This is a genomic window from Pseudomonas entomophila (assembly GCF_013523165.1).
Classification (GTDB): Bacteria; Pseudomonadota; Gammaproteobacteria; order Pseudomonadales; family Pseudomonadaceae; genus Aquipseudomonas; species Aquipseudomonas entomophila_A.
Genome location: NZ_JAAMQI010000002.1, coordinates 89,925 through 109,035, shown reverse-complemented (window position 1 = coordinate 109,035; position 19,111 = coordinate 89,925). Strand labels below are relative to the sequence as shown.

19 protein-coding genes are annotated in these 19,111 nt (G+C 65.2%); all 19 read right to left on the bottom strand.

Annotated elements, in window-relative coordinates; genetic code table 11:
• Positions 1–33 precede the first annotated feature (33 nt).
• The 19 genes from motD to G7Z99_RS02200 all read right to left on the bottom strand — a co-directional run bounded on the left by motD (position 34) and on the right by G7Z99_RS02200 (position 19,073).
• Positions 34–921 carry a flagellar motor protein MotD gene (gene motD, locus G7Z99_RS02290; RefSeq protein ID WP_181091655.1) on the bottom strand — a complete coding sequence of 296 codons (888 nt, stop codon included), beginning with the start codon at positions 919–921 and terminating at the stop codon, positions 34–36.
• Positions 922–923: 2 nt separating this feature from the next.
• The gene (locus G7Z99_RS02285; protein ID WP_181091652.1) at positions 924–1,664 is read right to left on the bottom strand and encodes a flagellar motor protein; all 741 of its coding nucleotides are present in this window, start codon (positions 1,662–1,664) and stop codon (positions 924–926) included.
• Positions 1,664–2,806 (bottom strand): protein-glutamate methylesterase/protein-glutamine glutaminase, encoded by a 1,143-nt coding sequence (locus tag G7Z99_RS02280; protein ID WP_181091649.1) that lies wholly within the window; start codon positions 2,804–2,806, stop codon positions 1,664–1,666. The genes G7Z99_RS02285 and G7Z99_RS02280 overlap by 1 nt, the downstream gene beginning before the upstream one ends.
• A gap of 45 nt (positions 2,807–2,851) precedes the next feature.
• Entirely contained in the window at positions 2,852–5,089 is a 2,238-nt protein-coding gene (locus G7Z99_RS02275) for a chemotaxis protein CheA (RefSeq protein ID WP_181091647.1), read from the bottom strand.
• Positions 5,090–5,101: 12 nt separating this feature from the next.
• On the bottom strand, positions 5,102–5,890 hold the full coding sequence (locus tag G7Z99_RS02270) for a protein phosphatase CheZ (RefSeq protein WP_181091645.1): 789 nt from the start codon (positions 5,888–5,890) through the stop codon (positions 5,102–5,104).
• A gap of 15 nt (positions 5,891–5,905) precedes the next feature.
• Positions 5,906–6,280 carry a chemotaxis response regulator CheY gene (locus tag G7Z99_RS02265; RefSeq protein ID WP_181091644.1) on the bottom strand — a complete coding sequence of 125 codons (375 nt, stop codon included), beginning with the start codon at positions 6,278–6,280 and terminating at the stop codon, positions 5,906–5,908.
• A 168-nt stretch (positions 6,281–6,448) separates the two neighbouring features.
• Complete coding sequence (locus G7Z99_RS02260) at positions 6,449–7,189, bottom strand: RNA polymerase sigma factor FliA (protein ID WP_060394380.1); 741 nt, start codon at positions 7,187–7,189, stop codon at positions 6,449–6,451.
• Positions 7,186–8,028 carry a flagellar synthesis regulator FleN gene (fleN, locus tag G7Z99_RS02255; RefSeq protein ID WP_181091895.1) on the bottom strand — a complete coding sequence of 281 codons (843 nt, stop codon included), beginning with the start codon at positions 8,026–8,028 and terminating at the stop codon, positions 7,186–7,188. The genes G7Z99_RS02260 and fleN overlap by 4 nt, the downstream gene beginning before the upstream one ends.
• Positions 8,029–8,130: 102 nt before the next feature.
• Positions 8,131–9,450, bottom strand: coding sequence for a flagellar biosynthesis protein FlhF (gene flhF / locus G7Z99_RS02250; RefSeq protein WP_181091642.1), 1,320 nt, complete (start codon positions 9,448–9,450; stop codon positions 8,131–8,133).
• Between the two features lie 12 nt (positions 9,451–9,462).
• Positions 9,463–11,592: a flagellar biosynthesis protein FlhA gene (gene flhA / locus G7Z99_RS02245; RefSeq protein WP_181091640.1), complete on the bottom strand. Its 2,130-nt coding sequence runs from the start codon at positions 11,590–11,592 to the stop codon at positions 9,463–9,465.
• Positions 11,593–12,008: 416 nt separating this feature from the next.
• On the bottom strand, positions 12,009–13,151 hold the full coding sequence (gene flhB, locus G7Z99_RS02240) for a flagellar biosynthesis protein FlhB (protein ID WP_181091638.1): 1,143 nt from the start codon (positions 13,149–13,151) through the stop codon (positions 12,009–12,011).
• 2 nt (positions 13,152–13,153) lie between these two features.
• Positions 13,154–13,930, bottom strand: coding sequence for a flagellar biosynthetic protein FliR (gene fliR / locus G7Z99_RS02235; RefSeq protein WP_181091636.1), 777 nt, complete (start codon positions 13,928–13,930; stop codon positions 13,154–13,156).
• Between the two features lie 7 nt (positions 13,931–13,937).
• Positions 13,938–14,207, bottom strand: a complete 270-nt coding sequence (gene fliQ, locus G7Z99_RS02230) for a flagellar biosynthesis protein FliQ (RefSeq protein WP_144938635.1) — start codon at positions 14,205–14,207, stop codon at positions 13,938–13,940.
• 22 nt (positions 14,208–14,229) lie between these two features.
• Complete coding sequence (gene fliP / locus G7Z99_RS02225; RefSeq protein ID WP_060394387.1) at positions 14,230–14,982, bottom strand: flagellar type III secretion system pore protein FliP; 753 nt, start codon at positions 14,980–14,982, stop codon at positions 14,230–14,232.
• Positions 14,982–15,416 (bottom strand): flagellar biosynthetic protein FliO, encoded by a 435-nt coding sequence (gene fliO / locus G7Z99_RS02220; protein ID WP_181091634.1) that lies wholly within the window; start codon positions 15,414–15,416, stop codon positions 14,982–14,984. The genes fliP and fliO overlap by 1 nt, the downstream gene beginning before the upstream one ends.
• Positions 15,417–15,428: 12 nt before the next feature.
• The gene (gene fliN, locus G7Z99_RS02215; RefSeq protein ID WP_181091632.1) at positions 15,429–15,902 is read right to left on the bottom strand and encodes a flagellar motor switch protein FliN; all 474 of its coding nucleotides are present in this window, start codon (positions 15,900–15,902) and stop codon (positions 15,429–15,431) included.
• A 46-nt stretch (positions 15,903–15,948) separates the two neighbouring features.
• Positions 15,949–16,917 (bottom strand): flagellar motor switch protein FliM, encoded by a 969-nt coding sequence (fliM, locus tag G7Z99_RS02210; protein ID WP_181091630.1) that lies wholly within the window; start codon positions 16,915–16,917, stop codon positions 15,949–15,951.
• A gap of 9 nt (positions 16,918–16,926) precedes the next feature.
• The gene (gene fliL, locus G7Z99_RS02205; protein ID WP_181091628.1) at positions 16,927–17,427 is read right to left on the bottom strand and encodes a flagellar basal body-associated protein FliL; all 501 of its coding nucleotides are present in this window, start codon (positions 17,425–17,427) and stop codon (positions 16,927–16,929) included.
• A gap of 383 nt (positions 17,428–17,810) precedes the next feature.
• Complete coding sequence (locus tag G7Z99_RS02200) at positions 17,811–19,073, bottom strand: flagellar hook-length control protein FliK (RefSeq protein ID WP_181091626.1); 1,263 nt, start codon at positions 19,071–19,073, stop codon at positions 17,811–17,813.
• Positions 19,074–19,111 lie beyond the last annotated feature (38 nt).

Below are 19,111 nucleotides of genomic sequence, written 5' to 3'. Positions count from 1 at the left end.
ACCCGCTGGCCGGGAGGCCTTGTCAGGAACGGTTCAAGAAGACGGTGACGTAGATTTGACGGAACTCGCCGACTCCGACGTCGCTGGCGATGCCGGTGCACGTTGTGTGCCAGCCCGCTGCAAGGCGGCATCCGGCGTAGCATTGGCGCTGCCCGAACCCGTCAGGCTGCGGCGCACGTCCAGGTTGCGCGAGATCACCAGCACCACGCGTCGGTTGCGCGAGCGTCCTTCGGCGGTGTCGTTGCCGGCCACCGGCTGGTACTCGCCATAGCCGACGGCCGCCAGACGTCCCGGGTTCACCCCTTCCATGGCCAGCAGGCGCACGATGCTCGCCGAGCGCGCCGCCGACAGCTCCCAGTTGGTCGGGTACTGCGCCGTGCGGATCGGCAGGTTGTCGGTGAATCCCTCCACGTGCACCGGGTTGGCGAACGGCTTGAGGATGTGGGCGACCTTCTCGATGATGCCGAACGCCGCATCGCTGGGCATGGCATCGCCACTGCCGAACAGCAGCGCCGAATTGAGCTCGATCTCGATCCACAACTCGTTGCCCCGCACGGTCATCTGCTTGGCGTCGATCAGGTCGCCGAACGCCTGGCGCACCTCGTCGGTGATCTGGGTCAGGGCCTCGGTGGCGCTCTGCCCGAGCCCGGCATCGGTCTGCTCGCTGTCCTTGATCAACGGCTGCGCGGGCCGTACGCCCACCGGTTGGTCATCGCCCACCGGGATGGGCCGGGTGCTGCGGGCGGGGTCGTTGAACACCCCGATCAACGCCTGGGAGATCACCTTGTACTTGCCTTCGTTGATCGAGGAAATGGAATACATCACCACGAAGAAGGCGAACAGCAAGGTGATGAAGTCGGCGTACGACACCAGCCAGCGGTCATGGTTGACGGGTTCCTCGGTACGATGGCGGCGGCGCATGGTCACTCCATGAAGCCTTGCAGCTTCAGTTCGATGGAGCGCGGGTTCTCGCCTTCAGCGATCGACAGCAGGCCTTCGAGCAGCATGTCGCGATAGCGCGACTGGCGCAGGACGATGGCCTTGAGCTTGTTGGCGATAGGCAGCAGGATCAGGTTGGCGCTGGCCACCCCGTAGATGGTGGCGACGAAGGCCACCGCGATGCCATTGCCCAGTTGCGTGGGGTCGGCCAGGTTGCCCATCACGTGGATCAGGCCCATCACTGCGCCGATGATGCCGATGGTCGGCGCATAACCGCCCATGCTCTCGAACACCTTGGCCGCCTGCAGGTCACGGTCTTCCTGGGTCAGCAGGTCGACTTCGAGGATGCTGCGGATCGCCTCCGGCTCGGCGCCGTCGACCAGCAGTTGCAGGCCTTTGCGCGCGTAAGGGTCCGGCTCGGCCTCGGCGACCGTCTCCAGCCCGAGCAAGCCTTCCTTGCGCGCGGTCAGGCTCCAGCCGACCACCCGGTCGATGCCGCCGGCCAGGTCCTCGCGCGGGGCGAAGAAGATCCAGCCGACGATCTGCAAGGCACGCTTGAACGTCGGCAGCGGCGACTGCAGCAGCACCGCCGCCAGCGTGCCGCCCAGCACGATCAGCGCTGCCGGGCCGTTGACCAGCGCCGACACGTGCCCGCCTTCGAGGAAGTTGCCACCGACAATGGCGATGAAGGCCAGGATCAGGCCGATCAGGCTCAGCACATCCATCAGCCGCACGCCTCCACCAAGTGCCGGCCGATGTCGTCCAGGCTGTAGACCGCATCGGCCAGGTTGGCCTTGACGATGGCCATGGGCATGCCATAGATCACGCAACTGGCTTCATCCTGGGCCCACACGGTGCTGCCGCCCTGCTTGAGCAGGCGCGCGCCTTCACGGCCATCGGCACCCATGCCGGTGAGCACCACCGCCAAGACCTTGTCGCCATGGGCCTTGGCCGCCGAGCCGAAGGTGATGTCCACGCACGGCTTGTAGTTCAGGCGCTCGTCGCCCGGCAGGATCTTCACCGTGCCGCGGCCGTCGACCATCATCTGCTTGCCACCCGGGGCCAGCAGCGCCAGGCCGGGACGCAGCACGTCACCGTCCTCGGCCTCCTTGACGCGGATCTTGCACAGTTTGTCGAGCCGTTCGGCGAAGGCCTTGGTGAACGCCGCCGGCATGTGCTGGATCAGCACGATCGGCGCCGGGAAGGCGGCGGGCAATTGCGTGAGCACGCGCTGCAACGCCACCGGCCCGCCGGTCGAAGTGCCGATGGCGACCAGCTTGTAGGGCTTGCGCCGCGGCGCTGGCGAGCTGGCGGTGGGTTGCGGCGCCGGTGCCGGGGCGCGCGAGGGGATCGGGCTGCGCACAGGGGCCGGCGCGGCCTGGGCAGGCGGACTGGCCGGTGCGGCATGACCGGTCAGGCTGCCTGGCGTGGGCAGCGGGTTGCTGGACAGGTAGGCCGGGCGACGGCGGTTGCTGCGCGAGACGCTGTGCACCTTTTCGCACAGCAGCTGCTTGACCTTTTCCGGGTTGCGCGAAATGTCTTCGAAGTTCTTCGGCAGGAAGTCGACCGCACCGGCGTCCAGCGCATCCAGCGTCACCCGCGCGCCCTCATGGGTCAGCGAGGAGAACATCAGGACAGGCGTGGGGCTGCGCTGCATGATGTGACGCACCGCGGTGATGCCATCCATCATCGGCATCTCGTAGTCCATGGTGATCACGTCCGGCTTGAGCGCCAGCGCCTGGTCGATCGCTTCCTTGCCATTGGTGGCCGTACCGACCACCTGAATCAAAGGGTCCGATGAAAGAATTTCCGTGACACGACGGCGGAAGAAACCCGAATCATCCACCACCAGGACCTTGACTGCCATAAACACTCCATTAGGTGACGCGCCGTACGGGCGCGCCACCAGAGATCAAATACGCCGTGCGGCGTAGCGCTTGAGCATGCTCGGGACATCGAGGATCAGCGCGATGCGCCCGTCGCCGGTGATGGTGGCGCCGGACATGCCAGGCGTGCCTTGCAGCATCTTGCCCAGTGGCTTGATCACCACTTCCTCCTGACCGACCAGCTGGTCGACGACGAAACCGATGCGCTGGGTGCCGACCGACAGGATCACCACATGGCCTTCGTGCTGCTCCTCGTGCACCTGGTCGCGCACCAGCCAACGCTTGAGGTAGAACAGCGGTAGCGCCTTGTCGCGCACGATCACCACTTCCTGACCGTCCACCACGTTGGTACGCGACAGGTCGAGGTGGAAGATCTCGTTGACGTTGACCAGCGGGAAGGCGAACGCCTGGTTGGCCAGCATCACCATCAACGTCGGCATGATCGCCAGCGTCAGCGGCACCTTGATGACGATCTTCGAACCCTGTCCCTTGGCCGAGTAGATGTTGATCGAGCCGTTGAGTTGGGAAATCTTGGTCTTGACCACGTCCATGCCGACACCGCGGCCAGAGACATCGGAGATCTCGGTCTTGGTCGAGAAGCCGGGGGCGAAGATCAGGTTGTAGCAGTCCGATTCGCTCAGGCGGTCGGCGGCGTCGCGGTCCATCAGGCCTTTCTCGACGGCCTTGGCACGCAGCACTTCCGGGTCCATGCCCTTGCCGTCGTCGGAAATCGACAACAGGATGTGGTCGCCTTCCTGCTCGGCCGACAGCACCACGTGGCCCGTGCGCGGCTTGCCGCCGGCCTCGCGCTCGTCGGGCGACTCGATGCCATGGTCGACCGCGTTGCGCACCAAGTGCACCAGCGGGTCGGCCAGGGCCTCGACCAGGTTCTTGTCCAGGTCGGTCTCTTCGCCGACCAGCTCCAGGTTGATCTCTTTCTTGAGCTGGCGGGCCAGGTCGCGGACCAGACGCGGGAAGCGGCCGAAGACCTTCTTGATCGGCTGCATGCGGGTCTTCATGACCGCCGTCTGCAGGTCGGCGGTGACCACGTCGAGGTTAGAAACGGCCTTGGACATGGCTTCGTCGTTGCTGTTGAGCCCCAGGCGCACCAGGCGGTTACGCACCAGCACCAGCTCGCCGACCATGTTCATGATCTCGTCCAGGCGCGCGGTGTCGACCCGCACGGTGGTTTCCGCTTCGCTGGCCACGGGCTTTTCGGCCACGGGCGCCGCGGCTCGAGCAGGTGCCGGCGCCTTGGCCGGCGCAGGTGCGGCCGCCACGCTACGGGCAGCAGCCGGCGGAGTCGGCGCAGGCGCCGCCACGGGGGCTGCCACGGCGGCGGTCGCCACGGCCGCATCATCGGGCAGGCTGTCGCCGGAGAACTTGCCCTTGCCATGCAACTGATCGAGCAAGGCTTCGAATTCGTGATCGCTGATGTGATCGTCGGCAACGGTCGGGGGCGCTTCGGCCGCAGGACTGGCTGGCAGGGCATGGGGGCTGAATGCGCCCTTGCCGTGCAACTGATCGAGCAGCGACTCGAACTCGTCGTCGGTGATGTCGTCGCTGGCTGGCGCGGGCGCGGCTTCGGCAGGTGCCGCCGCGACCGCCACGGCCGGGGAGAACTGCCCCTTGCCATGCAACTGGTCGAGCAGCGACTCGAATTCGGCGTCGGTGATGTCGTCGCCCCCCGGCGACGCGGCCTCGGCCTGACCCTGCTCGCTGGCCTGGGCTTGGGCCTTGACCGCATCGAGCGAGTCGAGCAACTGCTCGAACTCGGTATCGGTGATGTCCTGGTCGCCGACGGCCGTGGCCGTCACCTCGACCGGCGCGACCGGCTCAGGCTCGACGACGGCCGCAGCCGGCGCCTCGGCGCCCGCCGGTTCGGCCAGACGCGCCAGGGCCTCCAGCAGCTCGGGCGTGGCCGGCGTGACATCGGTGCGCTCACGCACCTGGCCGAACATGCGGTTGACCGTGTCGAGCGCTTCCAGGACCACGTCCATCAGCTCGGCGTCCACGCGTCGCTCACCCTTGCGCAGAATGTCGAACACGTTCTCGGCGATATGGCAGCACTCCACCAGCTCATTGAGCTGGAGGAAGCCGGCGCCCCCTTTTACAGTGTGGAATCCGCGAAAGATCGCATTGAGCAGGTCCGCATCGTCCGGTCGGCTTTCCAGCTCGACCAGTTGTTCGGACAATTGCTCGAGAATCTCGCCGGCCTCTACCAGGAAATCCTGAAGGATTTCTTCATCGGCGCCGAAGCTCATCAAAGGTGCTCCCTAAAAACCAAGGCTGGACAGCAGATCGTCGACGTCGTCCTGACCGGACATGACGTCTTCACGCTTATCGGCATGAATCTGCGGACCTTCACCCTGCGGCGGATGTTTTTCGTGATCTTTTTCCGCGCGCAGTTGATTGTGGTCATGCTCGATGCCGGCGAAACGGTCCACCTGGCTGGCCATGAGCACCAGCTTGAGCAGATTGCTTTCGACGTCGGTCACCAGCGTGGTCACCCGTTTGATCACCTGACCGGTCAGGTCCTGGTAGTCCTGGGCCAGCAGAATGTCGTTGAACAGACCACCGACCTTGCGATTGCCTTCGCAGCTGCGCGTCAGGAAACCGTCGACCCGACGCGCCAGCTCACGGAATTCTGTCGCATCGACTTCGCGGCGCATGAACCGCTGCCAGTCGGCGCTCAGCGCCTGCGCTTCGTTGGCCAGGTCGTTGACCACCGGGGTACCGGCTTCGACCAGGTCCATGGTGCGATTGGCCGCCCCTTCGGTCAGCTTGACCACGTAGTCCAGCCGCTCGGTGGCGTCGGTAATCTGCGAGACCTCTTCGGCCTGCGGCATGCGGGGGTCGATCTGGAAGCTGACGATCGCGCTGTGCAGCTCGCGGGTCAGCTTGCCGACTTCCTGGTACAGGCCTCGGTCACGGGTCTGGTTGAGCTGATGGATCAGCTGCACGGCCTCGCCGAAACGGCCTCGTTCGAGGCTTTCGACCAGTTCCTGGGCATGCTTCTTGAGAGTCGATTCGAACTCTCCGAGCGACGTTTGATTTGACTGCATGGCGCCCTCTGGACTTCAACCGTTGACGCGTTCGAAGATCTTCTCGATCTTTTCCTTGAGCACCTGCGCGGTGAACGGCTTGACCACATAGCCGTTCACACCGGCCTGGGCCGCCTCGATGATCTGGTCACGTTTGGCTTCGGCGGTGACCATCAGCACGGGCAACGCCTTCAGGCGCTCGTCGGCACGGACCTTGCGCAGCAGGTCGATACCGGACATGCCGGGCATGTTCCAGTCGGTCACCAGGAAGTCGTAGTGCCCGTTCTGCAGCATCGGCAGCGCCGTGATGCCGTCGTCGGCCTCATCGGTGTTGGTGAAACCCAGATCACGCAACAGGTTCTTGATGATCCGCCGCATCGTCGAGAAGTCGTCGACGATGAGGATTTTCATGTCTTTGTTCAATTAGGCCTCCAGGCACTCTCAAACACGCTCGGCGCCGAGCATGCGTCTTTCGGGGAAGGGTCGGCTTCGAGCGTCGAGCCTCGCGCTGACAAGTGTCGTGTACACGAGGCTCGACCCCTTCCCCACTGCTGATTCGTGTCGCTTCTCGCGTGCGGCTTATCGTGCGCGCCATTCGCCAAGACGGCTGCGCAGGCGGGCAGCGCACTGGCTGTGGAGCTGGCTGACGCGCGATTCGCTAACCCCCAGGACTTCGCCGATTTCCTTGAGGTTCAGCTCTTCGTCGTAGTACAGCGCCAGCACCAGACGCTCGCGTTCCGGCAGATTGGCGATCGCATCGGTCAACGCGGCCTGGAAGCGCTCGTCCTCCAGGTTGCGCGAAGGGCCGAGCTGCGCGCTGGCGCCATCCTCGTGCAAGCCTTCGTGCTCACCGTCCTGCAACAGGTCGTCGAAACTGAACAGGCGACTGCCCAGGGTATCGTTCAGGATCCCGTAATAATCATCCAGGCCCATATTGAGTTCGGCAGCGACTTCATTATCTTTAGCGTCGCGGCCAGTGCGGGCTTCCACGGCGCGCATGGCGTCGCTGACCATGCGGGTGTTGCGGTGCACCGAACGCGGTGCCCAGTCACCCTTGCGCACCTCGTCGAGCATCGCGCCGCGGATACGGATACCGGCATAGGTCTCGAAACTGGCGCCCTTGCTGGCATCGTACTTGTTGGCGACCTCCAGCAGGCCGAGCATGCCAGCCTGGATGAGGTCCTCGACCTGCACGTTGGCCGGCAGGCGCGCCAGCAAGTGATAGGCGATGCGCTTGACCAGGGGCGCATGACGCTCGATCAGCGCGTACTGGGCGTCCTTGGATGGCTTGCTGTACATCTTGAACCCGCTTGCACTCATAGTACCGGCCCCGCGCTGGTCGGTTGCACCAGACGTTCGACGAAAAATTCAAGGTGCCCACGTGGGTTGGCGGGCAGTGGCCAACTGTCGACCTTCTGCGCGATGGCCTTGAATGCCAGGGCGCACTTGGAGCGCGGGAAGGCCTCATACACCGCGCGCTGCTTCTGCACGGCCTTGCGCACGCACTCGTCGTAGGGCACGGCGCCGACGTACTGCAAGGCCACGTCGAGGAAGCGGTCGGTAACCTTGGTCAGCTTGGCGAACAGGTTGCGCCCTTCCTGGGGGCTCTGCGCCATGTTGGCCAGGACCCGGAAACGGTTCATGCCATAGTCGCGGTTGAGCAGCTTGATCAGCGCATAGGCGTCGGTGATGGAGGTCGGCTCGTCGCAGACCACCAGCAGCACTTCCTGGGCCGCGCGCACGAAGCTCACCACCGAGTCGCCGATCCCGGCGGCGGTGTCGATCACCAGCACATCGAGGTTGTCGCCGATTTCGCTGAAGGCCTGGATCAACCCGGCATGCTGCGCGGGCGCCAGCTGCACCATGCTCTGGGTGCCCGAGGCGGCCGGGACCACGCGGATACCACCGGGTCCTTGCAGCATGACGTCGCGCAGATCGCAGCGTCCTTCGATCACGTCCGCCAGGGTGCGCTTGGGCGCCAGGCCCAGCAGCACGTCGACATTGGCCAAACCCAAGTCAGCGTCCAGCAGCATGACGCGTCGCCCCAGTTCGGCCAGGGCCAGCGACAGGTTCACTGAAACGTTGGTCTTGCCAACGCCGCCTTTGCCGCCGGTCACGGCGATCACCTGTACAGGATGCATGCTACCCATGTCTGTTATTTACCTTGTCTCGCTGGCATCCAAGCCGCACGAGGGACGTCGTCTTCAGGGCTCGCGGCCTGGAAAACCCCTGTTTGGAGGTGGTCTGCACTTCGTTCATGGTCAACCTGCGCGCTTGCCAGGGTTGTGGTAGAGATCAGCAAACATGTCGGCCATGGCCTCGTCGCTGGGCTCGTCCTGCAGTTGCACGCTCACCGCGCGGCTCACCAACTGGTGCTTGCGCGGCAGGTGCAGGTCTTCGGGTATCCGCGGCCCATCGGTCAGGTAGGCCACGGGTAATTCATGTTCGATGGCCAGGCTCAGGACTTCGCCCAGGCCCGCCGTTTCGTCCAGTTTGCTCAGGATGCAGCCGGCCAGGCCACAGCGCTTGTAGCTGTGGTAGGCGGCCGACAGCACCTGTTTCTGGCTGGTGGTGGCCAGCACCAGGTAGTTGCGTGACGCGATGCCACGCCCGGCCAGCGAATCGAGCTGCATGCGCAGCGCCGGGTCGCTGGCCTGCAGGCCGGCGGTGTCGATCAGCACCACGCGCTTGCGTGCCAGCGGCTCGAGGGCCTGGACCAGGGATTCGCCCGGGTCGACGTAGGTCACCGGTACGTTGAGGATGCGGCCGAGGGTCTTGAGTTGCTCCTGGGCCCCGATCCGGAAACTGTCCATGCTCACCAGCGCCAGGTTCTGCGCGCCGTAGGCCAGGACGTAACGGGCAGCCAGCTTGGCCAGCGTGGTGGTCTTGCCCATGCCGGCCGGCCCGACCAGGGCGATCACACCGCCCTCCTCGATCGGCTCGACCTGCGGCACCTTGATCATGTGCGCCAGGTGCGCCAGGATCATCCGCCAGGCCTGGCGGGCATCGTCGATCCCGGCAACGCGTTCGAGCAGGCTACCCGCCAGTGCACCTGAAAGGCCGACGCGCTGCAGGCGACGCCAGATCGTGGCTTGCTGCGGGCGGCTACCCTGTAGCTGGTTCCAGGCCAGCGAACCCAGCTGCACTTCCAGCAGCTCGCGCAGGCCCGACAGCTCCGAACGCATCGCGTCGAACAGCCGCGGGTCGACCGCTGCCGGGGCGGCAGCCGGCGCCGCCTTGGGCTTCTCGACGGGGGCTTCGACCAGAGGCTCCGAGGCCGTCAGGGACAGCCCGGCGAACAGCTGACGGTTGCCGCTTTCTTCCTCAGGTTCGTCCTGGCGGCTGTTCAGCTCGGCCTGGGCGGTGACGATGCGTGACTGGGTCTTGCGCAGCTCGGCCTCGAGTTCGGCATTGGGCACCCGGGGGGCGAGCGCGGACTGCTTGTAATCCAGCGCAGCCGTCAGCTCGACACCCCCGGCGATGCGCCGGTTGCCGATGATCGCTGCGTCGGAGCCGAGTTCGTCCCTGACCAGTTTCATGGCCTGACGCATATCGGCAGCGAAAAAACGCTTCACTTGCATATCCCACTACCCTCAGCCATTGGGGCCCACGGTGGCAACGATGGTGACTTGCTTGTTATCCGGGATTTCCTGGTACGCCAGCACGTGCAGGTTCGGTACCGCCAACCGCCCGAACCGCGACAGCATCGCCCGGATTGGGCCGGCCACCAGCAAGATCGCCGGGTGACCGAGCATTTCCTGACGCTGGGCGGCATCGATCAACGAGCGTTGCAACTTCTCTGCCATGCTCGGTTCGAGCAGAACGCCTTCATCCTGACCCTGCCCGGCACGTTGCAGACTGTTGAGCAAGATCTGTTCCAACCTGGGCTCCAACGTGATCACCGGCAGTTCCGACTCGATGCCGACGATGCTTTGCACGATGGCCCGGCTCAAGCCGACCCGCACGGCCGCCACCAGGGCGGCGGTATCTTGACTCTTATTCGCATTATTGGCGATCGCTTCGGCGATGCTGCGAATATCGCGCACCGGTACCTGTTCGGACAACAAAGCTTGCAAGACTTTCAACAGCCCCGACAAAGAAATGACGCCCGGTACCAATTCTTCCGCCAGCTTGGGTGACGCCTTCGACAGCACCTGCAGCAACTGTTGAACCTCTTCATGGCCGATCAGTTCATGGCAGTGCTTCTGCAGGATCTGGTTCAGGTGCGTGGCGACCACGGTGCTGGCATCGACCACCGTGTAGCCCAACGACTGCGCCTGGGCGCGCTGGGCCACGTCGATCCACACTGCCTCCAGGCCGAACGCCGGGTCACGGGCGGCGATGCCGTTGAGGGTGCCGAACACCTGGCCGGGGTTGATCGCCAGTTCGCGGTCCGGGTAGATCTCGGCCTCGGCCAGGATCACGCCCATCAGGGTCAGGCGGTAGGCGCTGGGCGACAGATCGAGGTTGTCGCGAATGTGCACCGTCGGCATCAGGAAGCCCAGGTCCTGGGAGAGCTTCTTGCGCACGCCCTTGATCCGCGCCAGCAGTTGCCCGCCCTGGTTGCGGTCGACCAGCGGAATGAGCCGGTAGCCGACTTCCAGGCCGATCATGTCGATCGGGGTGACGTCGTCCCAGCCCAGCTCCTTGGTCTCCAGCGCACGCTGGGGCGAAGGCAGCTGGTCCTGCTGGCGCTGCACCTCGGCGACCGCCTTGGCCTTGGCCTCCTGCTGCTTGCGCCAGACCAGGTAGGCGCCGCCACCGGCGAGCAGACCCAGGCCGAGGAAGGCCACATGAGGCATGCCGGGCACCAGGCCCATGACGATCATCAGCGCCGCCGAGACCCCCAGGGCCTTGGGCGAATCGAACATCTGCCGGTTGATCAGCTTGCCCATGTCCTCAGAGCCCGAGGCACGGGTGACCATGATCGCGGCGGCCGTGGACAGCAGCAGCGACGGCAGCTGGGCGACCAGGCCGTCACCGATGGTCAGCAGGGCGTAGACCTTGCCCGCCTCGCTGAACGGCATGCCGTGCTGGAGCATGCCGATGAGCATGCCACCGATCAAGTTGATGAACAGGATCAGCAGGCCGGCGATGGCGTCACCACGGACGAACTTGCTGGCACCGTCCATCGAGCCGTAGAACTCGGCTTCCTGGGCGACTTCGGTACGACGCGCCTTGGCCTGGTTCTGATCGATCAGGCCTGCGTTGAGATCGGCGTCGATGGCCATCTGCTTGCCGGGCATGGCGTCCAGGGTGAATCGCGCGCTGACTTCGGAGATACGCCCAGCGCCCTTGGTGACCACCACGAAGTTGATGATCATCAGGATGGCGAACACCACCGCACCGACCACGTAGTTGCCGCCGATCACCACCTCGCCGAAGGCCTGGATCACCTTGCCCGCAGCCTGGTGCCCCTCCTGACCGTGCAGCATCACCACGCGCGTGGAGGCGACGTTCAGCGCCAGGCGCAACAGCGTGGCGACCAGCAGGATGGTCGGGAACGCGGCGAAATCGAGCGGGCGCAGGGCGTAGACGCAGACCAGCAGGACCACGAGCGACAGCGCGATGTTGAAGGTGAAGAAGATGTCCAGCAGGAACGGCGGGATAGGCAACATCATCATCGCCAACATCACCAGCAGCAGCAGCGGCACACCCAAGGCGCCTCGGCTGAGACCCGACAGGTTGCTGCGGGCATGGTTGATCAACTGGCTACGATCCACTGGACATCCTCTCGAAGCAGAACTTTGACGCCAGAAACGGCGTTTGGCGCTGCTTTGCAAGAAGCCTTCCAACTTTGTCGTCAGGTCATGGGCAGGGGCTGGCAATGAGCCTTCAGTAGAGCATCAGACGCAATTTGGAGGTCGCGCTCGCCGGCAGGGCTTGGAGGTTTTTATCGCTGATCAATTTCCAGGGCCGCTCACCCTGACCACGCCTTGGGAAAAGCGGCTGTCATGGACCTGCGGGAGCGGGCTTGCCCGCGATAGCGTCCGGCCCGTCACTGCCTGCATCGCGGGCAAGCCCGATCTCACAAAGGATTGCGTCGGCCTGTCGGCCCCCTAAGGCCGTTTGAACTGTACGTCCCCTGCCGGGGCACTGGACCGGCTTCGATCAGGCCCGCAGCGCCTGCCCGACCTCGTCACTCCTCTCGCCGCAGATCCTCCGGGATCGGCAGGTCCTTCTTCAGCGGATCCGGCGCCTTGCCACGGCCAGCGCGGTACTGGCGCAACTGGTACACGTACGCCAGCACCTGGGCCACGGCCAGGTACAGTCCGCCCGGAATCTCCTGTTCGAGTTCGGTGCTGTAGTAGATCGCCCGCGCCAGGGCCGGCGATTCGAGGATCTGCACGTTGTGCCCCACCGCGATCTCGCGGATCTTCAGGGCGATGAAGTCGGTCCCCTTGGCCAGCAGCAAGGGTGCCGCGCCATTCTTCTCGGGGTCGTACTTCAGGGCCACGGCATAGTGGGTCGGGTTGGTGATGATCACGTCGGCGTCGGGCACCGCCGCCATCATCCGCCGCTGCGACGCATCGCGCTGCAGCTGCCGGATACGCTGCTTGACCTCGGGCTTGCCCTCGGAGTCCTTGTACTCGTCACGGATTTCCTGCTTGGTCATCTTCAGCTTGTTGTGCGACTGCCAGAGCTGGTATGGCACGTCGGCCGCGGCGATCAACAGCAGGCCTGCGGCCATCCACAACGCGCTCCAACCGACCACCTGGACACTGTGGATGATCGCCTGGTCGAGCGGCTCGTTGGCGATCGACAGCAGGTCCTCACGGTCATGGGACAGCACCGCCAGGGCCACGGCCAGGATCACCATGAACTTGGCGATCGCCTTGAGCAGTTCGGTCAACGCATGCATCGAGAACATCCGCTTGAGCCCGGCCAGGGGGTTCATGCGGCTGAACTTCGGCGCCAGCAGGCTCCCGGAGAACAGAAAGCCGCCCAGTGCGATGGGCCCGATGAACGCCATCACGAACAGCACCAGCAGCACCGGCTGGGTCGCCCAGATGGCCATCTTGCCGGACCCGAGCAGGAAGCGGCCCATGGCGCCGACGTCGAGCACCGCTTCGCGGGGAATCTCGAAGTTCATGCGCATCAGGGTCATCAGGGTTTCGGCCAGGTAGCCGCCAAAGGCCAGCAAGGCCCCTGCCCCTGCCAGGGTGACCACGACGGTGTTGAGTTCGCGCGAACGGGCGATCTCGCCTTTCTTGCGGGCGTCCTGCTTGCGCTTGTCGGTGGGGTCTTCTGTCTTGTCCTGACCGCTCTCGCTCTCTGCCATGCTCAGCGCGCCCTCGCCAGATCACGCAACCACAGCAGGGCCTCGCTGGCCACGGCCTGGTAGTGCGACAGAATGTCGGCCAGGCCGACCCAGAACACCAGCATGCCCAGCACCAGGGTCAGCGGGAAGCCGATGGAGAAAATGTTCAGCTGCGGCGCGGCCCGGGTCATGACGCCGAAGGCGACGTTGACCACCAGCAGCGCAGTGATGGCCGGCAGGATCAGCAGCAGCCCGGCGCCCAGCACCCAGCCCAGCCGACCGGCCAGCTCCCAGAACTGCGTCACCGACAGCGCATGGCCGACCGGCAACGTGGTAAAGCTCTCGGTCAGCACTTCGAACAGCACCAGGTGACCGTTCATCAGCAGGAACAGCACGCTCACCAGCATGGTCATGAACTGGCTGATCACGGTGACGTTGACGCCGTTGGCCGGGTCCACCATCGAGGCGAAGGCCATGCCCATCTGCACGGCAACGATCTGACCGGCGATCACGAAGGCCTGGAACAGCAGCTGCAAGGACAACCCGAACATGACGCCGACGATCACCTGCTCGGCGATCAGCAGCAGGCCGTCGAGGCCCAGCGGGTTGACCTCAGGCAAGGGCGGCAGCGAAGGCAGGATGGCCACGGTGATCGCCACTCCCAGGTACAGCCGGATGCGCGCTGGCAGCATGCGCGTGCCGAGGATGGGCATGGTCATCAGCACCGCCACGACCCGAAACAGCGGCAACACGAGGGTCGCCACCCACGTGGAGATCTGCGCATCGGTCAGTTCGAGCATGGCCACGTCAACCGATCAGCTGCGGGATGCTGGTGTAGAGGTTGGTGATGTACTCCATGAACTTCTGCACCAGCCACGGCCCGGTGACGATCAGCGTGACCAGCATCACCAGCAGGCGCGGCAGGAAGCTCAGGGTCTGCTCGTTGATCTGCGTGGCGGCCTGGAACATCGCCACCACCAGGCCGACCAGCAGGCTGGGCACCACCAGGATGGCCACCAGCAGCGTGGTCAGCCACAGCGCATCGCGAAACAGGTCGACGGCAACTTCCGGGGTCATCGGCACTTCTCCTGAAAAGCGGTCAGACGCCGCCGAAGCTGCTGGCCAGGGTGCCCATGATCAGGGCCCAGCCGTCGACCAGCACGAACAGCATGATCTTGAACGGCAACGAGATGATCAACGGCGACAGCATCATCATGCCCATGGCCATCAGCACGCTCGCCACCACCATGTCGATGATCAGGAACGGGATGAAGATCATGAAGCCGATCTGGAACGCGGTCTTGAGCTCCGAGGTGACGAAGGCCGGCACCAGAATGGTCAGCGGTGCCTGATCGGGGCTGGCGATGTCGGTGCGCTTGGACAGGCGCATGAACAGGTCCAGGTCGCTCTGGCGGGTCTGCGCCAGCATGAATTCCTTGATCGGCCCCTGCGCCCGGTCGAGCGCCTGGGGCGCCGTCAGCTGCTCGTTCAGGTACGGCTGCAGGGCATCCTGGTTCACCCTGTCGAACACCGGCGCCATGATGAAGAAGGTCAGAAACAGCGCCAGCCCCGTGAGCACCTGGTTCGATGGCGTCTGCTGCAGGCCCAGGGCCTGGCGCAGGATCGAGAACACGATGATGATCCGGGTGAAGCTGGTCATCAGGATGACGATCGCCGGGATGAAGCTCAGCGCCGTCATGATCAGCAGGATCTGCAAGCTGACCGAATACTCCTGCTGACCGTCCGGGCCATTGGCCAGGGTGATCGCCGGGATCGACAGCGGGTCGGCCGCCAGGGCCAATGGCGCGCCGAGCAGCAGCGCCAACGTCAACAGCATGCGCCATGCGCCCATCACGTCTTGTCCTTGTGGTCCTTGCCCATCAGTTCCATGAGGCGCTGGGCGAACTCCGGCGTGGCCTGGCGCGCACTGGCCGGCACCTCCACCGGTTCGGCCAGCACGTGCAGCGCCTCGATGCTGCCAGGGCTGTGCCCCAGCAGGATCTGCGCCTTGCCCACCTGCACCAGCAGCAGCCGATCACGCGGGCCGATGGTACGGCTGCCGAGGATCTCGATCACCTGCCCTCGCTGCGGCGTGCTGCCCTGAACACGGCGCAGCAGCCAGGCCATCACGAAGATCAGGCCGAGCACCGCCAGCAGGCCGAGCACCATCTGCAGCACCTGGCCACCAAGGCTGCCAGGCGCTGCCACTGTCCCGGCCGGCGCGACGGTGGCCGCACTCGCCAGCGACACGGTGCCTGCCACGCCCAGGGCCACCAGGGCTCGCATCAGGCCGGCCACTCAGCGCAGCTTCCGGATGCGCTCGCTGGGGCTGATCACGTCGGTCAGGCGGATGCCGAACTTCTCGTTGACCACCACCACCTCGCCATGGGCGATCAGGGTGCCGTTGACCAGCACGTCCAGCGGCTCACCCGCCAGGCGGTCGAGTTCGATCACCGAGCCCTGGTTGAGCTGCAGCAGGTTGCGGATGCTGATCTCGGTGCTGCCCACTTCCATGGAGATGTTCACCGGAATGTCGAGGATCACATCCAGGTTCGGGCCTTCGAGGTTGACGTTTTCCTTGGGCCGCGGCGAGCTGGCGAACTCCTCCATCGGCAGGCGACCGGCGCCGGCCGACGACGAGCGACCGGCATCGGCCGCCAGCAAGGCGTCGATGTCGGCCTGGCCGGCGTCACCGGTTTCCTGCAGGGCAGCGGCCCACTCGTCGGCCAGCGCCTGGTCGTCGACGGAGGGAATTTCGTTTTCGTTGGCCATGATGTCCTCGACTGGCGTTCAAACGGAAGAATGACAGGCGAGCGCCTCAGCGGCGCTCGATCGGATCGATGACCTGGACGGCCAAGGTCCCCTTGTGCGACCCGAGCCGCGCCTTGAACGACGGCACGCCGTTGGTGCGCAGCACCAGGTGGTCGGGCAGCTCGATGGGGATCACATCGCCCGGCTGCATGTGCAGGATGTCGCGCAGCTTGAGCTGGCGACGCGCCACGGTGGCGGTCAGCGGCACGCTCACGTCCAGCACGTCCTCGCGCAGGGCCTTGACCCAGCGCTCGTCCTGGTCGTCGAGGTCGGACTGGAAGCCCGCGTCGAGCATCTCGCGCACCGGCTCGATCATCGAGTACGGCATGGTCACGTGCAGGTCGCCGCCGCCGCCGTCGAGTTCGATGTGGAAGGTCGAGACCACCACCGCCTCGCTCGGACCGACGATGTTGGCCATGGCCGGGTTGACCTCGGAATTGATGTACTCGAAGTTGACCGGCATGATCGCCTGCCAGGCTTCCTTGAGGTCGACGAAGACCTGGTCCAGCACCATGCGCACCACGCGCAGCTCGGTCGGGGTGAACTCGCGACCCTCGATCTTCGCGTGCCGACCATCGCCGCCGAAGAAGTTGTCGACCAGCTTGAACACCAGCTTGGCGTCGAGAATGAACAGCGCGGTGCCGCGCAACGGCTTGACCTTGACCAGGTTGAGGCTGGTAGGCACGTACAGCGAATGCACGTATTCGCCGAACTTCATCACCTGCACGCCGCCCACCGCCACGTCGGCGGAGCGACGCAGCAGGTTGAACATGCTGATGCGGGTATAGCGGGCGAACCGTTCGTTGATCATTTCCAGGGTCGGCATCCGTCCACGGACGATCCGATCCTGGCTGGTCAGGTCATAGCTCTTGACGCTGCCCGGCTCGGTGGGCACTTCGGTCTGTACCAGACCATCGTCCACCCCATGCAGCAGGGCATCGATCTCATCCTGGGACAGCAGGTCCTGCACGGCCATCGGGTGCTCCTACTGCAATACGAAGTTGGTGAACAGCAACTGGTCCACGACCGGCTTGCCGACTTCCTTCTGCGCCACTTCCTGGACGACCACGGCGGCTTTCTGGCGAAGCATCTCCTGGCCGACCGGGCTGCCCGCCAGGGTGTCGAAGCCCTGCCCCGAGAACATCATCACCAGGTTGTTGCGGATCACCGGCATGTGCACCTTGAGCGCGTCCAGGTCGGCCTGGTTGCGCGCCTGCAAGGTGATGCTCACCTGCATGTAGCGCTGGCGACCGTTCTGGTTGAAGTTGACCACGAAGGCGGGGGTAAGTGCCTCGTAGATCGCCGCCGGCTTGGCGTTGGCCTGCGCGGGGTCGGCGGCCGGAGCCGGCTCGCTCTTGTGCATGAAGAACCACGTCGCGCCCACGGACAGGCCAACGGCCAGCAGCAGGCCTACGACCAGCAGCAGGATCAGCTTGAGCTTGCCCTTCTTGGCGCCGGGTTCTTTCGTGTCTTCGGTTTTTGCCATGCCAATAATCCGTCATCCAGCGAGGGGTCGAGGGGAATGACGGGGGGTGGAGCAAGTGTTGTGCCAGGTCTGTCGATACGACTGGACGCGGGGAGTCAAACGGAGGCTGGAACGGGCGGTTTGCCAGGCAGTGACAAGACGTTCAAGCATGGACGCACTGACAGACTCGCGTCGTGCCTGCCAAGCATGCAGTGACATTACCACCGCAATCGCGGGCAAGCCCGCTCCCACAGGGGGCCAGTCAGTAGGCTGATGCCAGGCAGTGGCTTGGAATGAGGGCCGATGGGGCTGGCTTGCCAGCGATGAAGGCCCGTACAGCCAGTACCTGGTGAACCGGTACGCCATGGGCTCGAGCAGAAGGCCTGATCGAACCTGCCCTTTTCCTACGCGTAGTAATCCACCGCACTACTCCCCATCACCACCTGTCGCTCAGCCACCGCCCCCACCGCCTCACGCTCTCCACCCTGCCCTTCGGCCTCGGCACGGCGGGCTGCCACGCCCGACAGGCGCGTTTCGCCCTGCTGCTGGGCCTGCTGGTGCTGCTGCCCACGGGACTGGTCGGCGACGCTCACGTCCGGCTGGGCCAGGCCTTGCTGGGTGAACAGCTCGCGCAGCCGATGCAGCTGGCTGTCTAGGGTGTCGCGCACCCCGGCATGGCCGCTGACGAAGGTGATCTGGGTGGCCTGGTCGGTGGCCATGTTCACACGGATGTCCAGGCGTCCCAGCTCGGCCGGCTCGAGCTGGATGTCGGCGGACTTGAGGTTCTGGCTGGACAGGTACATGACGCGGTTGACCAGGCCTTCGCTCCAGGCGCTCTGGTTCAGGGCGAGCGGTTGTTGCAGCGGGTTGCTCGGCACGGCCGCCTCGGGCTTGTGGGGCACCGCCTGGGTCAGGGCGGCCAGGCGGTTGGCGAAATCGTCGACGCGGGTGTCCTGGCCTGCGCCCTTGATGTCCTTCAGGCCGCTGTCGATCAGCGCGCCGAAGGCCTTGTCGCCCGACTCGGATGCACCTGCCTCGCCTTCGGCAGTCAGGTCGAGGGTCGCCAAGGTATTGACGGCCCCACGCCCATCGCCCGGGGAGGCGTCAGTTTCTTCGCGGGCATGGGCCGAGGTGGTGCCCTGTCGCTCGGCGCTGTGCTGCAAGGCCAGGCGCAAGGCAGGCAGGTCAGCCAGGGCATCGCCGCTCGGGTCGAATGGTTCGCCTTCAGGTACGTCTTCGTCACTGGAAACTGGCTGGCTTGGAGGCAAAGGCAGGCCTGCGACCGCTTCGGCCTGGGCCTGCATCATCTGCGCCCCCGGCGGTGCATCGGTCACCTGACCGGCCACCAGGCGCGCGTCGGTCGAATCGGTCGCCGTGGCCTCGGCCGTCTCGCGTACGTCGGCCGGCAAGGCTTTGCCGCCCTCGGCGGTCTCTGACGCCTCGGCTTGCCGCCCTTCCCCCTCGACCTTGCGCTCATCGTCACGGGCCCGTTCGGGCGCGTCCGCACGCGTTGTCGCCCCTGGCCTGGTCTGCCGGGCCATGACCTGGTCGAAGCCCGAAGCACGGTCGTTCGCCGCCTGCGAGGCCTTTTCCACCGACATGGCACGCGTACCGACCGACGGGGTCGCAGGACCGGTCTGCAACAGAGGATTGGATGCAACAGGCATTGAAAGGGTCTCCGCGCCAGAAGGCTGAATGGCTCTGG

Bases quoted from the DNA above. Each gene is read 5' to 3' on its own strand.
- motD (WP_181091655.1), bottom strand. From the start codon at position 921: ATGCGCCGCCGCCATCGTACCGAGGAACCCGTCAACCATGACCGCTGG.
- G7Z99_RS02285 (WP_181091652.1), bottom strand. From the start codon at position 1,664: ATGGATGTGCTGAGCCTGATCGGCCTGATCCTGGCCTTCATCGCCATT.
- G7Z99_RS02280 (WP_181091649.1), bottom strand. From the start codon at position 2,806: ATGGCAGTCAAGGTCCTGGTGGTGGATGATTCGGGTTTCTTCCGCCGT.
- G7Z99_RS02275 (WP_181091647.1), bottom strand. From the start codon at position 5,089: ATGAGCTTCGGCGCCGATGAAGAAATCCTTCAGGATTTCCTGGTAGAG.
- G7Z99_RS02270 (WP_181091645.1), bottom strand. From the start codon at position 5,890: ATGCAGTCAAATCAAACGTCGCTCGGAGAGTTCGAATCGACTCTCAAG.
- G7Z99_RS02265 (WP_181091644.1), bottom strand. From the start codon at position 6,280: ATGAAAATCCTCATCGTCGACGACTTCTCGACGATGCGGCGGATCATC.
- G7Z99_RS02260 (WP_060394380.1), bottom strand. From the start codon at position 7,189: ATGAGTGCAAGCGGGTTCAAGATGTACAGCAAGCCATCCAAGGACGCC.
- flhF (WP_181091642.1), bottom strand. From the start codon at position 9,450: ATGCAAGTGAAGCGTTTTTTCGCTGCCGATATGCGTCAGGCCATGAAA.
- flhB (WP_181091638.1), bottom strand. From the start codon at position 13,151: ATGGCAGAGAGCGAGAGCGGTCAGGACAAGACAGAAGACCCCACCGAC.
- fliR (WP_181091636.1), bottom strand. From the start codon at position 13,930: ATGCTCGAACTGACCGATGCGCAGATCTCCACGTGGGTGGCGACCCTC.
- fliQ (WP_144938635.1), bottom strand. From the start codon at position 14,207: ATGACCCCGGAAGTTGCCGTCGACCTGTTTCGCGATGCGCTGTGGCTG.
- fliP (WP_060394387.1), bottom strand. From the start codon at position 14,982: ATGGGCGCATGGCGCATGCTGTTGACGTTGGCGCTGCTGCTCGGCGCG.
- fliO (WP_181091634.1), bottom strand. From the start codon at position 15,416: ATGCGAGCCCTGGTGGCCCTGGGCGTGGCAGGCACCGTGTCGCTGGCG.
- fliN (WP_181091632.1), bottom strand. From the start codon at position 15,902: ATGGCCAACGAAAACGAAATTCCCTCCGTCGACGACCAGGCGCTGGCC.
- fliM (WP_181091630.1), bottom strand. From the start codon at position 16,917: ATGGCCGTGCAGGACCTGCTGTCCCAGGATGAGATCGATGCCCTGCTG.
- fliL (WP_181091628.1), bottom strand. From the start codon at position 17,427: ATGGCAAAAACCGAAGACACGAAAGAACCCGGCGCCAAGAAGGGCAAG.
- G7Z99_RS02200 (WP_181091626.1), bottom strand. From the start codon at position 19,073: ATGCCTGTTGCATCCAATCCTCTGTTGCAGACCGGTCCTGCGACCCCG.